Annotated in this window: 13 protein-coding genes; 6 read left to right on the top strand and 7 right to left on the bottom strand. The window is 63.5% G+C overall.

The window, feature by feature from the left end:
• Nucleotides 1-2: 2 nt before the first annotated feature.
• The 5 genes from ispG to der all read left to right on the top strand — a co-directional run bounded on the left by ispG (nt 3) and on the right by der (nt 5,934).
• Entirely contained in the window at nt 3-1,118 is a 1,116-nt protein-coding gene (gene ispG / locus OP496_RS12105) for a flavodoxin-dependent (E)-4-hydroxy-3-methylbut-2-enyl-diphosphate synthase (RefSeq protein WP_280563896.1), read from the top strand.
• A 40-nt stretch (nt 1,119-1,158) separates the two neighbouring features.
• Nucleotides 1,159-2,445: a histidine--tRNA ligase gene (hisS, locus tag OP496_RS12100; protein WP_280563895.1), complete on the top strand. Its 1,287-nt coding sequence runs from the start codon at nt 1,159-1,161 to the stop codon at nt 2,443-2,445.
• A gap of 73 nt (nt 2,446-2,518) precedes the next feature.
• On the top strand, nt 2,519-3,178 hold the full coding sequence (locus OP496_RS12095) for a tetratricopeptide repeat protein (protein ID WP_280563894.1): 660 nt from the start codon (nt 2,519-2,521) through the stop codon (nt 3,176-3,178).
• Nucleotides 3,178-4,341: an outer membrane protein assembly factor BamB gene (bamB, locus tag OP496_RS12090; RefSeq protein WP_280563893.1), complete on the top strand. Its 1,164-nt coding sequence runs from the start codon at nt 3,178-3,180 to the stop codon at nt 4,339-4,341. The genes OP496_RS12095 and bamB overlap by 1 nt, the downstream gene beginning before the upstream one ends.
• 189 nt (nt 4,342-4,530) lie before the next feature.
• On the top strand, nt 4,531-5,934 hold the full coding sequence (gene der / locus OP496_RS12085) for a ribosome biogenesis GTPase Der (RefSeq protein WP_280563892.1): 1,404 nt from the start codon (nt 4,531-4,533) through the stop codon (nt 5,932-5,934).
• A gap of 6 nt (nt 5,935-5,940) precedes the next feature.
• Here the strand turns inward: der and OP496_RS12080 are convergent, their stop codons facing one another.
• On the bottom strand, nt 5,941-7,557 hold the full coding sequence (locus OP496_RS12080) for a diguanylate cyclase (protein WP_280563891.1): 1,617 nt from the start codon (nt 7,555-7,557) through the stop codon (nt 5,941-5,943).
• 45 nt (nt 7,558-7,602) lie between these two features.
• A complete protein-coding gene (locus tag OP496_RS12075; protein ID WP_280563890.1) occupies nt 7,603-8,472 on the bottom strand; it encodes an ATP-binding protein in 870 nt (289 codons plus the stop codon).
• A 121-nt stretch (nt 8,473-8,593) separates the two neighbouring features.
• Here OP496_RS12075 and OP496_RS12070 point away from each other — a divergent pair, with 121 nt between their 5' ends.
• Nucleotides 8,594-9,409 carry a M48 family metallopeptidase gene (locus OP496_RS12070; RefSeq protein ID WP_280563889.1) on the top strand — a complete coding sequence of 272 codons (816 nt, stop codon included), beginning with the start codon at nt 8,594-8,596 and terminating at the stop codon, nt 9,407-9,409.
• A gap of 68 nt (nt 9,410-9,477) precedes the next feature.
• On the opposite strand, the gene aroE is transcribed toward OP496_RS12070, so the two are convergent.
• From aroE to OP496_RS12045, 5 genes are all read right to left on the bottom strand, one after another.
• On the bottom strand, nt 9,478-10,290 hold the full coding sequence (aroE, locus tag OP496_RS12065) for a shikimate dehydrogenase (protein WP_280563888.1): 813 nt from the start codon (nt 10,288-10,290) through the stop codon (nt 9,478-9,480).
• The gene (hemF, locus tag OP496_RS12060) at nt 10,287-11,207 is read right to left on the bottom strand and encodes an oxygen-dependent coproporphyrinogen oxidase (RefSeq protein WP_280563887.1); all 921 of its coding nucleotides are present in this window, start codon (nt 11,205-11,207) and stop codon (nt 10,287-10,289) included. The genes aroE and hemF overlap by 4 nt, the downstream gene beginning before the upstream one ends.
• 81 nt (nt 11,208-11,288) lie before the next feature.
• Entirely contained in the window at nt 11,289-11,846 is a 558-nt protein-coding gene (locus OP496_RS12055) for a Sua5/YciO/YrdC/YwlC family protein (protein WP_280563886.1), read from the bottom strand.
• A gap of 87 nt (nt 11,847-11,933) precedes the next feature.
• Nucleotides 11,934-13,073, bottom strand: a complete 1,140-nt coding sequence (gene dprA, locus OP496_RS12050) for a DNA-processing protein DprA (RefSeq protein ID WP_280563885.1) — start codon at nt 13,071-13,073, stop codon at nt 11,934-11,936.
• Nucleotides 13,074-13,084: 11 nt separating this feature from the next.
• Nucleotides 13,085-13,996 (bottom strand): peptidoglycan-binding protein, encoded by a 912-nt coding sequence (locus tag OP496_RS12045; RefSeq protein WP_280563884.1) that lies wholly within the window; start codon nt 13,994-13,996, stop codon nt 13,085-13,087.
• Nucleotides 13,997-14,203 lie beyond the last annotated feature (207 nt).

Here is a 14,203-nt window from a genome sequence, read left to right as displayed (position 1 = left end):
CCATGCATATGCAATCTCCGATTCAACGCCGTCAATCTCGCCAGATTCATGTCGGGAATGTACCCGTCGGTGGTGGCGCGCCCATCGCCGTTCAAAGCATGACCAACACCGACACCCTGGACGTCGCCGCCACCGTGGCACAGATCCGCCAGCTCGAGGCCGCAGGCGCGGATATCGTGCGCGTTTCGGTGCCCACCATGGAAGCCGCCGAGACCTTCGGCCAGATCAAGCGCGAAGTCACGGTCCCGCTGGTCGCCGACATCCACTTCGACTACAAGATCGCCCTGCGCGTGGCGGAACTGGGTGTCGACTGTCTGCGCATCAACCCCGGCAATATCGGCCGTGAAGACCGCGTGCGCGCGGTGGTCGATGCCGCCCGCGAAAACGGCATCCCGATTCGCATCGGCGTCAACGCCGGCTCGCTGGAAAAGGATCTGCAGAAGAAATACGGCGAACCGACGCCAGAAGCTCTGGTCGAATCCGCCATGCGGCATATCGAGCACCTCGACCGCCTCGATTTCAAAGATTTCAAGGTCAGCGTCAAGGCCTCCGACGTGTTCATGGCGGTGGCTGCCTATCGCCAACTCGCGCAACGCATCGACCAGCCCCTGCATCTGGGCATTACCGAAGCCGGTGGCTTGCGTTCGGGGACCGTGAAGTCCTCGATTGGGCTTGGCATGCTGCTGATGGAAGGCATCGGCGACACCATTCGTGTCTCGCTGGCCGCCGACCCCGTCGAAGAGATCAAGGTCGGCTACGACATGCTCAAGAGCATGCGCCTGCGCTCCAAAGGCATCAACTTCGTCGCCTGTCCGAGTTGCTCACGCCAGAACTTCGACGTCATCGGCACCATGAATGCCCTCGAGGAACGCCTCGACGACATCATGACGCCGCTCGATGTGTCGGTCATCGGCTGCGTGGTCAATGGCCCCGGCGAGGCCAAGGAAAGCGATATCGGCCTCACCGGCGGCGACCCGGCCAACCTCGTTTATGTCGACGGCAAGCCGGCCAACAAGCTTCGCAACGACCATCTGGTCGACGACCTGGAAGCGCTGATCCGCGATAAGGTCCGCGAAAAAGAGGCCCGCGAACGCGATACCATCGCCCGCGAGGCATAAAGCGCCGCTCGCGCGCCCCGTACCGGTTCAGGAGTCAGCATTGAGCAACAAGATCCAGGCCATCCGTGGCATGAACGATCTGCTACCGGAGCAGTCGCCTGTTTGGCAATACTTCGAGCGTCAGATCCAGCATCTCATGCAGCGCTATGGGTATAGCGAAATCCGCACGCCCATCATCGAGCAGACCGCACTGTTCAAGCGCTCGATCGGCGAAGTGACCGATATCGTCGAGAAGGAGATGTACACCTTCGAGGATCGCAACAGCGATAGCCTCACACTGCGGCCCGAAGGTACCGCCAGCTGCGTGCGCGCGGCGCTGGAGAATGGTCTGCTTTACAACCAGACGCAACGCCTGTGGTATCAAGGCCCGATGTTTCGCCACGAGCGTCCGCAAAAGGGACGCTATCGCCAGTTCCACCAGGTCGGTGTGGAAGCCTATGGCATGTACGGGCCGGACATCGACGTCGAGATGATCCTGCTCAGTGCCCGGCTTTGGGAAGCGCTCGGGCTGATGCCCCACGTCCAGTTGGAGCTCAACTCGCTGGGCTCCAACGCGGCGCGCGGCGCCTACCGCGATGCGTTGGTCGCTCACTTCGAGGCGCATGCCGATGTCCTCGACGAGGATTCCCGGCACCGTCTAAGCACCAACCCGCTGCGCATCCTGGACTCCAAGAATCCCGACATGGCGCCGGTGCTCGCCGACGCGCCGCGCTTGATGGATCATCTCGACGAAGAATCGCGGACGCACTTCGCCGAGCTCACCGCCATGCTCGAGGCGGCCGGTATCGACTACGTCATCAATCCGCGCCTGGTGCGGGGGCTAGACTATTACAGTCGAACCGTGTTCGAGTGGACCACCCAAGTGCTGGGCAGCCAGGGCACGGTATGTGCCGGCGGTCGCTACGATGGCCTGGTCGAACAGCTCGGTGGCAAGCCCACGCCTGGCGTAGGGTTTGCCATGGGCGTCGAGCGGCTGATCCTGCTACTCGAAACGCTCGACCTGATCCCCGAGGCCGCGCGACCGCGCACCGACGTCTATCTGACGGCCATGGGCGATGCCGCCAGCCGCGAAGCGATGCTGCTGGGCGAGCGTCTGCGTAGCGACCTGCCCGGCATGCACCTGCAACTCCATTGCGGCGGCGGCAGCTTCAAGAGCCAGATCAAGAAAGCCGACAAGAGCGGGGCTCGCATGGCACTGTTACTCGGCGAGGATGAGCTGGCCAGCGGTCAGGTGGGGATCAAATTCCTGCGTGAAGATCGCGATCAAGAAAGCGTGGCCCTCGATGCGCTCGCGGCGCGTCTCCAGACGCTTCTCGCGGAGGCTTGAAGAGCGGACTTGAAGAACGGACTTGAAAAACAAGGCGCCGTTTTATACGCATAGCCATTGAAGGAGACCGCCCGTGGCGGAGCTTATTACTAGCGAAGATGAACAGCTTGAGACGCTCAAGCGCTGGTGGAAAGAGTACGGCAAGGCGATTATCGCCGGCATCGTACTGGCTGGCGCTGGCGTTTTCGCCTGGAACGCCTGGCAGGATTACCAAACTTCTCAAGCGGAAGCGGCGTCGCAACGCTACCAACAGCTCACGATGCTGATGCAGCAACCGCAGATGAGTGCCGAGCAACGCGAACAAGCCACGACCATGATCGATGGTCTGGAAAGCGAGCACGGTGGCACCCTATACGCCGAGCTTGCCGAGCTGATGCGTGCCCGCCTGGCCGTCGACGCCGATGACCTGGAGGGTGCACGCGATACACTGTCGTCCTTCATCGATGGTAGCGAACATGCCTATCTCAACGGCCTCGCACGCCTCAATTTGGCACGCGTGCAGCTTGCCCTGGACAACGTCGAAGGCGCCCTGACCACGCTCGAGGGCGATATTCCCACCGCGCTAGAGGCGCAAGCCGCCGAGATCAGCGGCGATGCCCACGCCGCGCTAGATCAACCCGGTGAGGCACGCCAAGCTTATCAGGACGCGCTCGCCCGCGCCGAAGAGCAGGATCAACCGCTTTCCGGCGTACGACTCAAGCTCGACAATCTCGGTGTAGAGGACGCCAGCTGATGAAATTGAACCACCTACTGTTACCGGCCGCGCTTACCTTGTCCACCTTGCTGGTGGGCTGTGCCGGCGACGTCGAGCCGCAATATCCGCCCAAGGAACTCCAGGACTTCTCGGCCTCGGTGACCCTCGACGAGCGGTGGTCCACCTCGGTCGGCGACGGTCTAGGGCGGGCACGTTACCCCTTGATGCCCCTACTCACCGACGGCACCCTTTATGCCGCCGACGCAAGCGGCCTGTTACGCGCGCTCGACGCCGATAATGGCGACACCCAATGGGAAGTACGCTTCGACACGCCGCTTTCCAGTGGCATGTCCCGCGATAGTGCGCGTTTATATGCCGGTACGCGCAACGGTTCCGTCGTCGCCATCGACCGCGAGGACGGCAGCGAAGCCTGGCGCTCCAAGGTCTCCAGCGAAGTGTTGGCCGCCCCTCAGGTCAACAGCAAACTGGTCGTGGTGCAGAGTGTCGACGGCACGGTGACAGCCCTGGATCGCACCTCCGGGCAGGAAGAATGGACCTACAGCAGCAACCGACCTTCGCTGACTCTGCGCGGTACGGGTACGCCGCGTGTCATTGAGCCCGTCTCGTTTGTCGGCTTCTCCAATGGCCGCCTGGTGACGCTCGATAACCGTAGCGGACAACCGCTTTGGGACATGCGCGTCGCCGTGCCGCAAGGGCGTACCGAAGTGGAGCAGCTCGTCGATCTCAATGGCCAGCCGGTGCTGTCTCAAGACGGTCGCCTGTTCGTGACCAGCTACAACGGCCGCGTCATGGCGCTGGAAGCCACCAGCGGCGAAGTACTCTGGTCGCGCGACGAATCCAGTTATCTGACCCCGCTACGCGTCGGCAACTACCTCTTTACCGTCAACGAAGCCAGCCATGTCCTGGCGCTCGACGTCGATAGTGGCAATGTACTGTGGGAATCCGACGCCCTCGAAGGACGTGACTTGACCGCGCCCACTTTCGTCGACGGCAAGCTGGCGCTGGGCGACTATCAGGGTTATGTCCACCTGCTCAACGCTAGCGATGGTGAACTCGTGGGTCGCACAGAACTCGGCGGCGATGGCATCAGCCTGCCCTTGCTGGCTAACGACCAACGAGTCTACACCCTCACCAACGACGGCGAACTGGCGGCCTACGATATCGACGCAAGCAACGATTGAGAGACATCAATTGAGCTCATGAGCGGGCACCTCGCGATGAGGTGCCCGCGTCATTTGTGGGCCCTTAACGATCAGCAATGCTAGAATCACGCCACGACAACGTGACGCTTGCGTCATGTCTCCTTTGAAGCGACCTCGTCGCATGCCCAGCCTCACTCAACGCTTTTGTGCGCCGGTTTACGAGATAACATGAATCCTGTCATCGCCCTGGTAGGCCGACCCAATGTCGGCAAATCGACCCTATTCAATCGCCTGACTCGTACGCGTGACGCACTGGTCGCCGACTTTGCCGGCCTGACCCGTGACCGCAAGTACGGCAACGGTGCACTCGGCGACAAGACCTACACGGTCATCGACACCGGCGGCATCAGCGGCAATGAAGAAGGCATCGACGCCGCCATGGCCGAGCAGTCGCTGCTGGCCATCGACGAAGCCGACATCGTGCTGTTCATGGTCGACGGGCGTAGCGGCCTCAGCGCCACCGACGAAGCCATCGCCAATCACTTGCGCGTCAATCAGAAGAAAACCTGGCTGGTGGTCAACAAGACCGATGGGCTCGAAGAACACTCGGCTGCAGCGGACTTCTGGCAACTCGGCCTGGGCGATCCGCGCCCGGTCGCCGCTGAGCATGGACGCAACGTGACCGCCTTGATCGACGAGGTGCTGGCGCCCTTTCCTCCGCGCGAGGCCAACGCCGCACCGCCGGATATCAGCAACGGCATTCGCATCGGGGTCATCGGTCGTCCCAATGTCGGCAAGTCGACACTGGTCAACCGCCTGCTGGGTGAAGAGCGCGTCGTCGTCTTCGATGAGGCCGGCACCACGCGCGATGCCATCGAGATCCCCTTCGAACGCCGCGGCAAGCCCTATGTGCTGGTCGACACCGCCGGCGTGAGGCGACGCAAGAACGTCAAGGAAACCACCGAGAAGTTCTCGATCGTCAAGACACTCGAAGCCATCAAGGACTGCCATGTGGCGGTCATGGTGCTCGACGCACGCAGCGGCCTGGTCGAACAGGATCTGCACCTGCTCGACTATGCCCTGAGCAGCGGGCGCGCGCTGGTACTGGCGGTCAACAAATGGGACGGCCTCGAGCAAGAAGCCAAGGACAAGATGCGCACGGAGATCAAGCGCCGTCTGGGCTTCGCCGATTACGCCGAAATGCACTTCATCTCCGCGCTGCACGGCACGGCGGTGGGCGATCTCTATCCGTCCATCACGCGGGCCTTCGACTCGGCCAATAGTCACTGGTCGACCAACCGCCTGACCACCCTCTTGCAGGATGCGGTAAGCGAGCATCAGCCGCCGCTGGTCCACGGTCGCCGTATCAAGTTGCGCATGGCCCACCAGGGCGGCAGCAACCCGCCCATCATCGTGGTCCACGGCAATCAGACCAGCTCACTGCCAGAGTCGTACAAGCGCTATCTGATCAACACCTTCCGCAAGGTGCTCAAGGTGCGCGGCACGCCGATGCGCTTCGAATTCCGCTCGGGCAACAACCCTTACGACGAAAATGCCGGCGCCAGCGACCGCGAGAAGGCCAAGAAACGCGAGCTGAACCGCACGCGCGAGGCGCGCAAGAACCGTCGCTGAGGCGTCTCACTCGTCGCCATTACCAAGCACACGATTGCGTCCCGCCAGCTTGGCGCGGTAGAGCCTTTGATCGACGATGTCGAGCCCTGCCTCGACGCTGGACGCATCATGCAGGCCCGCCACCCCGGCGGAAAACGTCACGTCGACATCGCAACGCTCGTTGTTCGTCTGCATCTGCGATTGGAACTGCAAGCGTATGCGCTCGATCGCGCGTTGCGCGTCCTCGGGGTTGCAGTGCGGCAACACGACACAAAATGCTCCCCCCGCGTAACGTCCCACTTGGTCGATGAAACGCAGCTTCTGCGTCAAGTGCTCCGCCAGGAGACGGATCACGTAGTCGCCGCTGGCATGCCCATGATGAGCATTCAAGGCCCCCACATGATCGATATCGATCAGCGCCAGGCTCGTCGGCGTATCACTACGCTGCGTGCGGGCGAATTCGACTTCCAACAGCTCTTGCAAGGCGGCATAGGTGAGCACGCCGGTCAAGCCATCGCGCGCCACCGAGCGCCGGGAGCCACGCGCTCGGTGGACGTGTGACAAGACCGTGGCCACCAGGGCATCGTCATCCACCGGCTTGCCGAGAAAAGCATCGCCGCTACGCGTCAGGGCCTGCTCACGCACGTCATCACCGGCCGCCAGATACACCACGGGCAAGTCCCGCCAAGCGCCATCAAGGCGCATCACGCGGGCCATCTCGCGTCCTGTGCACATGGACAAGCGCGTGTCTATCAAGGCCAGGTCAGGGCGGTAATCGCGTAGTGCGAGCAGGGTCTCGGCCGGCACGTTGACCACCCATGAACCGATCCCCGCGCCGTCCAGCACTCGGTGATAATGTTCGGCCAGTTCGACATCGTCATCGACGATCAGCACACGCAGTGGTTCCGGCATAGGCCCCGACACCAAACGATCCAGGCACCTGTCGATCAGCGAGGCGTCCAACGGCGGCACGAAATAACCCGCCGCACCATGGCGAATCGCCGAGAGTCGCGCCGCAAAATCGTCCTCATCGGCGAATACCAGAAGATGCGGCGGAGACTGCCATCCGCTCCACCAGGCGCTCCAGCGCGAACGCGGCACGCTGCTCTCATCGATCAGCACGGCGGTGGGTTGCCATGCCGTGAGGGCGTCGACATCATGCATGGCATACGCGCGACATACATACCCCAACGCGCTCAATGCCTCACCCAGCGCGCGTCGCCGTAGTGGCTCGTCACCCAGCAAGGCGACACGCACCGACGCGATCTCTCGCTGGGCCGTCGTGGCGTGTGCAGGCAGTAGATCGTCGAGATTGGGCAGTTGCTCCGCCCCGTATTGCAGACGCGATTGTAGCGCCGCCAACGTGTAGGGAGCGGGCAACACGTCTCCATCGAGCCACTGACGGGTCTGGCGTGCCACTTCGCCGCATATTTCGCTCAAGGTGTCATAGCCGAAGCGACCGGCGGAATCCGCGATACGTTGCAGGGCCTCGCAGACTGCCTCCAGTTCCACCCCCGATGCAGCATTATCGCGGGTACTCATCTCCTCGACTTGCGCCATTACCGCCTGCAAGTCGTCATGCAACCTCTCGACGTATTGCACGCATAATGCCTCGAGGCGCCGACTGCGTCCGCTCTCTTGCATATCCGCCCACCCCCTGACCGTAAGTCCGCCTCGCAGCACTGAATATCACGACTCTTGCGCCTCTTGCTCCGCACCTACCCATTGGCAGGCAAACTGCCAGGCGGCACGCCCGCTTCTCACCCCGCGCAAGGTGGCAAAGCGTACCGCGTCCTCGCGGGCCGCATCGCTCCAGGCGTCTTCACCGCCCAGATAGTGTACCCAATGCTGACATGCCGTCAGGTACGCATCCTGATTGAAAGGATGGAAGGCCAGCCACAGCCCGAAGCGGTCCGAGAGCGAGATGCGCTCCTCCACCGCGTCGCCATGATGGAGCTCGCCGTCGACCAGCCGCGAGTCCTGATTGTCGGCGAGCGACTCAGGCAACAGGTGGCGCCGGTTGGATGTGGCATACAACAACACGTTTTCGGGCGGGCCGGTCAAGGTTCCATCGAGCACGCTCTTGAGCGCTTTATAGGCGTCGTCGTGGCCTTCGAAGGATAGGTCGTCGCAATACACGATGAAACGATGCGTCGAGCCGCGCAGCCGCTGCACCAACGCTGGCAAGCCAACCAGGTCGTGGCGGTCGACCTGAATCAAACGCAGTCCTTCCGATGCCAGCGTGTTAAGCAAGGCTCTAACCATCGACGATTTGCCGCTACCGCGTGCGCCCCAGAGCAGCGCATGATTCGCCGAACGCCCATGCAAGAAAGCGCGCGTGTTGTTCAAAAGCGCCGTCTTCTGACGCTCGATGCCGACCAGGTCATCTATGCTGACGCTATCGCGCGCGGCCACCGGAACCAGTTGGCCGCCAAGCGCGTTACGCTGCCAGATTGCCGCCACATCACGCGACCAATCGACAGCTTCCGGCTCCGGCGGCAACCATGCCTCGACCCGGTCCAGCACCTTGTGCAAACGTTGCGCTAGGTCGGCGTCCATCTTTACCTCCTTCACTGTTGATTTCAGAATCCTGCCTATATATCGCTGGTTGACCCAACGGAGCATCGGGGTATCTTGGAGCCGTTTGGTTGCCGGGTCCAGAGCCCATCAGGAGATTCTCATGCAAAGGACGTTGCCGTCTCGCCTGCGCACGCCGCTCGCCATCGCCATGGTCGGCCTCATGCTTGCCGCCTGCAGTACTTCGCCCCTGGGACGCAACCAGTTGGCGCTGTTTTCCAACGATGAACTCGAGCAGATGGGGCAGCAAAGCTTCACCCAATATCAGGAAGAATTGCCCGAGGTCGGTGGCGCTACGCACGATTACGTGCAGTGCGTCGCCAATGCCATTACTGCCGAGGTGCCCGCCGATGCGCAGGTCGAAGACTGGGAAGTCAAGGTCTTCAAGGACGACTCGGCCAACGCCTTTGCACTGCCGGGGGGTTACATCGGGGTCAATAGCGGCTTACTGGATATTGCCGAGGGCCAGGACCAACTGGCCGCCGTCATCGGCCACGAGGTAGCACACGTCCTCGCGCATCACGCCAACGAGCGCGTGTCGACGCAAGCCGCCACACAGACCGGACTCTCGATCCTGCAGTCGGCCGCGGGGCTGGAAGGCGCCACTGGCGAACAGCTCATGGGGCTTCTCGGCGCGGGCGCCCAATACGGCGTGATCCTGCCCTTCTCGCGCAAGCACGAATCGGAAGCCGACAAGCTCGGCCTGGACTTGATGGCGGAAGCCGGCTTCAACCCCAGCGCCAGCATCGATCTATGGCAGAACATGGCCTCACAAAGCCAGGGCGCGCCCCCGGAATGGCTCTCCACCCACCCCAGCAACCAGTCACGCATTCAAGGCTTGCAAGATCGTCTGGACGAAGCCACGCCGCTTTACGAGCAGGCCCGGGCCAACGGCAAGCGCCCCAACTGCCAACGCTGACCGCGCTCTGAAAATCGAGACGCCGCCTCTGGCAGGCCGGCGTCTGCGAACGGACCGGCGCACGGCCGTCAAAGCTCGTGGCGTAGCGTATCGCGTACCGCCCCAGTGTCTGGGCGCACGTGCCGCCACAGGAAGAACGACTCGGCCGCCTGCTCGACCAACATGCCCAGGCCATCGATCGTGCGCGCGCCACGCGCGCTCGCCCATTGCAGAAAGACGGTCGGATCGGCGGCGTACATCATGTCGTAGGCCACGCCATCAGCCGCCAATAGCGTCTCCGGCAAGGGCGGCAGCTCACCGCTCAATGAGGCGCTGGTGCCATTGATAACCACCTCGAAAGGGCCTTCCAGGGCATCATGGCCGCTGCCCGTCACGTCCCCCTCCTGCTGGAAGTCAGCGGCCAGGCCAACCGCCTTCTCGGCGGTACGGTTGGCAATATGCAATGCTCGTGGCCCCGCCGCCAGCAATGGATCGAGCACGCCGCGCACGGCGCCGCCCGCACCAAGCACGAGAACACGCGCATCGTCGAGCGTCACGCCGTGCGCCTCGAGATCACGTACCAGGCCCACGCCATCGGTGGTATCGGCATAGGTGCGCCCATCGCGGCCGTGTACCAGCGTATTGACGGCTCCCGCTCTACGCGCACGCTGGCTGAGCACGTCCGCCACGCGATACGCCTCTTCCTTGAACGGCACGGTGACATTGGCACCCAGACCGCCCGCCGCCACGAAGGCGCGCCAGGCGCCGACGAAGTCCTCGCGCGGCGCCTCGATGGCCTCGTAGGTCATGGTCTGCCCGCACTGCTCGGCGAACAGTGCATGAATGCGCGGCGAGCGCGAATGCCCGATGGGATGCCCGAAGACACAATAACGATCGCTCATGCCTCGGCCTCCTCGAGCCACTCGCGTGGGTGCAGAAACTCATCGCCCAGGCGCGCCTCGTCGCTGCCCGGCTCAGGCGACCAGCAATACTGCCACTGGGCCAGCGGCGGCATCGACATCAGGATCGATTCGGTACGCCCACCGCTTTGCAGCCCGAACAGGGTGCCGCGATCCCAGACCAGATTGAACTCGACGTAACGGCCGCGCCGGAACGCCTGGAAGTCGCGTTCGCGCTCACCATAAGGCGTCTCGCGCCGCCGCCGCACGATGGGCAGATAGGCGTCGAGGAAGGCATCGCCCACCGCCTGCTGGAACGCGAAGCAATGCTCGAAGTTCCATTCGTTGAGATCATCGAAGAACAGCCCGCCGACGCCACGCGTTTCGCCGCGATGATGGAGGACAAAGTAGTCGTCGCACCACTGCTTGAAGCGCGGATAGACATCATCGCCGAACGGTGTGCAGGCATCGCGGGCCACACGGTGCCAGTGGACCACGTCCTCGAATACCGGGTAAAAGGGCGTCAGGTCGAAACCACCGCCGAACCACCAGACGGGTTCTGCCCCCTCTTTTTCGGCAATGAAGAAGCGCACATTGCCATGCGCAGTGGGCACATGCGGGTTATGCGGATGCAGCACCCAGGACACACCCACGGCATGAAAGCTGCGTCCGGCCAGTTCGGGCCGCGCAGCCGATGCCGAGGCCGGCAGTTGTTCGCCAAAGACATGCGAGAAATTGACCCCGCCCTTCTCGAACACGTTACCGTTCTCGATCACCCGCGAGCGACCGCCACCACCCGACTCGCGTGTCCAGCTATCTTCGCGAAAGGCCTCGCCATCCTCGGCGGCCAGGCCTTCACAGAGACGTTCCTGCAAGTCGAGTAGATACTCCTTCACCTTGTCGAGATGTGGGTGTGCCACGTCACGCTCCTCGGATTTTCGGTTGGTTTGACTCATGTAGCGCCCGGCCATGACGCCAGGCATACGACACACCGACACGCCTCAATCGCGCAGGACCTCGCCGTTTGCCAGATCGCGGATCGTGCTCGGCCGCGCGTACCCACCCAGCGCGCCATCGACACGCGTCACCGCCTCGCCGAAGGCCGCGCGTATGTCATCGGCGCTCATCGCGGGCGGCTCACCGGCACGATTGGCCGAGGTCGAGACCAGCGGGCCGCCGAAGGCGTTGCACAAGGCCTGTACCAAGGAATGATCGCTGACGCGCACCGCCAGGGTGGCGTGCTCGCCGCGCAACAACGGGCGTGCCCGGCCGTTGTCCGGCACCAGCCAGGTAGTGGGCGCCGCTTGGCTGGTCGCCAGACGCGCGCGTTGCGCCTCGTCGAGCCCTTCCAGCCAAGGCGCCAGTTGCGACACCGACCCAGCGATCAGGATCAGCCCCTTGGCAGGATCGCGTTGCTTGAGTTCGATCAACCGCGCCAAGGCGGCATCGTCATCAGGGTCGCAGCCCAGCCCCCACACTGCCTCGGTGGGATAAGCCACGATGGCGCCGCGGCGCAATGCCGCCACGGCGTGACTAAGAGTGTCGGACGTCTCTGACATGACGAAGGATTTCACTTCACGGCGATACAAGATGCAGTCATCTTATCACGCACGCAGGGCGAGACGCCGTGCCACGCTGTCGCAGGCCTAGCGTGTGGCGCGGCGTACCCAACCCCCACTCACCTGCGCGGCCTGGCCGGCGAGCTCCAGTTCCAGCAGGCGCATCTGGCATCCGCCGACATCCAGCTCGCTGCGCTCGACGAGCACGTCCAGCGGCGTAGGGGCCGTATCCAACAGCGCCAGTAACGGGTCTTGGGGCACATCGAGGGGCGCCGGAGCGTCTTCATCCATCGGTGGCGTCGCCGTATCGGCCTCAGACGATGCCGCGTTCAACGCCTGCCAATGGCCGAACTGCTCGAGAATATCGTCGCGTCCACGTACCAGGCAGGCCCCGTCGCGGATCAGCCCCAGATTGCCGCGTGCCTGCACGTTGTGCAGCGAGCCGGGAATCGCGAAGACTTCGCGGTTCTGTTCCATCGCCAGCCGTGCGCTGACCAGCGAACCGCTCTTCTCGGCCGCCTCGACGACCAGCACGCCCAGTGACAACCCAGTGATGATGCGATTGCGGCGTGGAAAATAGCGCGCATGGGCCCGCGTCTCGGCGGGATGTTCGGAGAGCAGCAGGCCGCCTTCGTCGAGCAGACGGCGATACAAATCGGCATGACGCGGCGGATAGATCACGTCTACGCCGCAGCCGAGCACCGCGACGCTGCGTCCGCCAGCCTCCAGCGCCGTGCGTTGGGCCACGCCGTCGACACCCAGTGCCATGCCGCTGACGATGCCGAAGCCAGCATCTACGAGTTCTCGGGCGAAGAAAGCCGCGTTGTCGCGGCCTTCACGGGTCGGTCGCCGCGTGCCGACCATAGCCAAACCCGGCAGATCGAGCGCAGCCAGGTCGCCCTTGGCCCATAGCAGCGCCGGCGGGTCGACGATTTCATCGAGCAAGGCAGGCCAGGCCGGATGACCAGGATACAAGAGATGATGCGATGGCTGGCTCGACTCCCACGCCAGAGCCGCCGTAACCGGCGCCTCCAGAGGGCTCTTCGCGGGGTGGTCGAGCCAGTGCCGCAGCGTGTCGCGTGGCTCAGCGGGCATCGCCGCTAGCCAGGCCTCGGGCCAATCATCCGCCAAACCTTGCGCGGCCAGCTCTCGGCGGATGACCGCCAGACGCCGCGCGCCGAGTTTGGGTAAATGCGCCAGGGCACACCACTCTTTCGCTGTCATCATGCGCGCCTTCCTCACCGTGCTTCCAATGACGTCAACACACGCCGTTCGGGCGTGCTCACGCCATCGCCCACTTCCAGTGGCCGCGAGGCCTCCATGACCAGCGCGTAGCTGACCCGCTCGAAGCTCTCGAACACCATCGCCACACCGCCGGGTTCGCCCGCCACGTGCAGGGTGTCATCCTCGAGGGGGTCGCTTACCTGCGCCGGCGCGGCATCCAGGGTCAGCACAGTGCCCGGCGCGATGCCATTCGTACGTCCCAGATCGAGCGCCACGATGGTGTGTCGGCCGACATAGTTCACGCCTTCGGGCACGCCCAGAATCTCACCATCGACGACATGGTCTGGAACATGGGGAGAAAACGTCAGTGAGAGACGCTCTTCGCGATACGGCAGCAGGCGATCGCCGGGGCGTATTTCCTGACGTGCCTTGCGCACCTCGAAGACATCCAGGTCGCCGTCGCGCTTCACCCAGCCGGCCTCGCCCACTGCGCGCAGCTCAATGCCCAGTAGCGCGTCACTTTCCGGATCATGGTAGATCGTGCCGGGGCGATAGATGACACGCCGCGCATCACGCGAGCGCGCGGCCTCCTCGGCTGCACGGACATAAAAACGGTCGCCGTTGCCGATCAGTTGATGCCCCTCCTCGCCCGCAACGACGTAGGGCGTAGCGTCCAACGTGGCCTGCGAGTCGACAAGACGATATTCGTGCAGGAAGGGCGCCACCGTCTGACGCTCGATGGTGGGGACCGCCTCGCTCAGCGGCACTTCACGCACACGTGGGGACAGATGCACGACCTCACGCGGTTCATCGCGTCCCTCGGCAGCGTAGGCCGTGCCGAAAATAGCGACCAATGCCAAGCCGAGTCCCACTCGCATGCCGCCACACCACCGTCCAGCAGCGCTCCCGCCATATCCTGCCCACATGATCGTCTCTTCTTCTGATTGCCAGCACGTCAACCTGCACCGCACCGAGGCTTTGGGCCCTCGGCATGCGTCAGGACGCACTGCTATACTATTCCCATATTCCGTCGCCCTGCTTCACCGCTGCTGGCGGCGCATCGCCTAGTCATTCGCTCTCGGGGGCATCGGCGTCCTTTCGGTTCCGTTCCCGCCGACGGCGCATTACACTAG

The organism is Chromohalobacter sp. 48-RD10, assembly GCF_029889785.1.
Classification (GTDB): Bacteria; Pseudomonadota; Gammaproteobacteria; order Pseudomonadales; family Halomonadaceae; genus Chromohalobacter.
The sequence above is the reverse complement of the archived record's forward strand: the minus strand, read 5'-3'. Positions and strand labels throughout refer to the sequence as shown.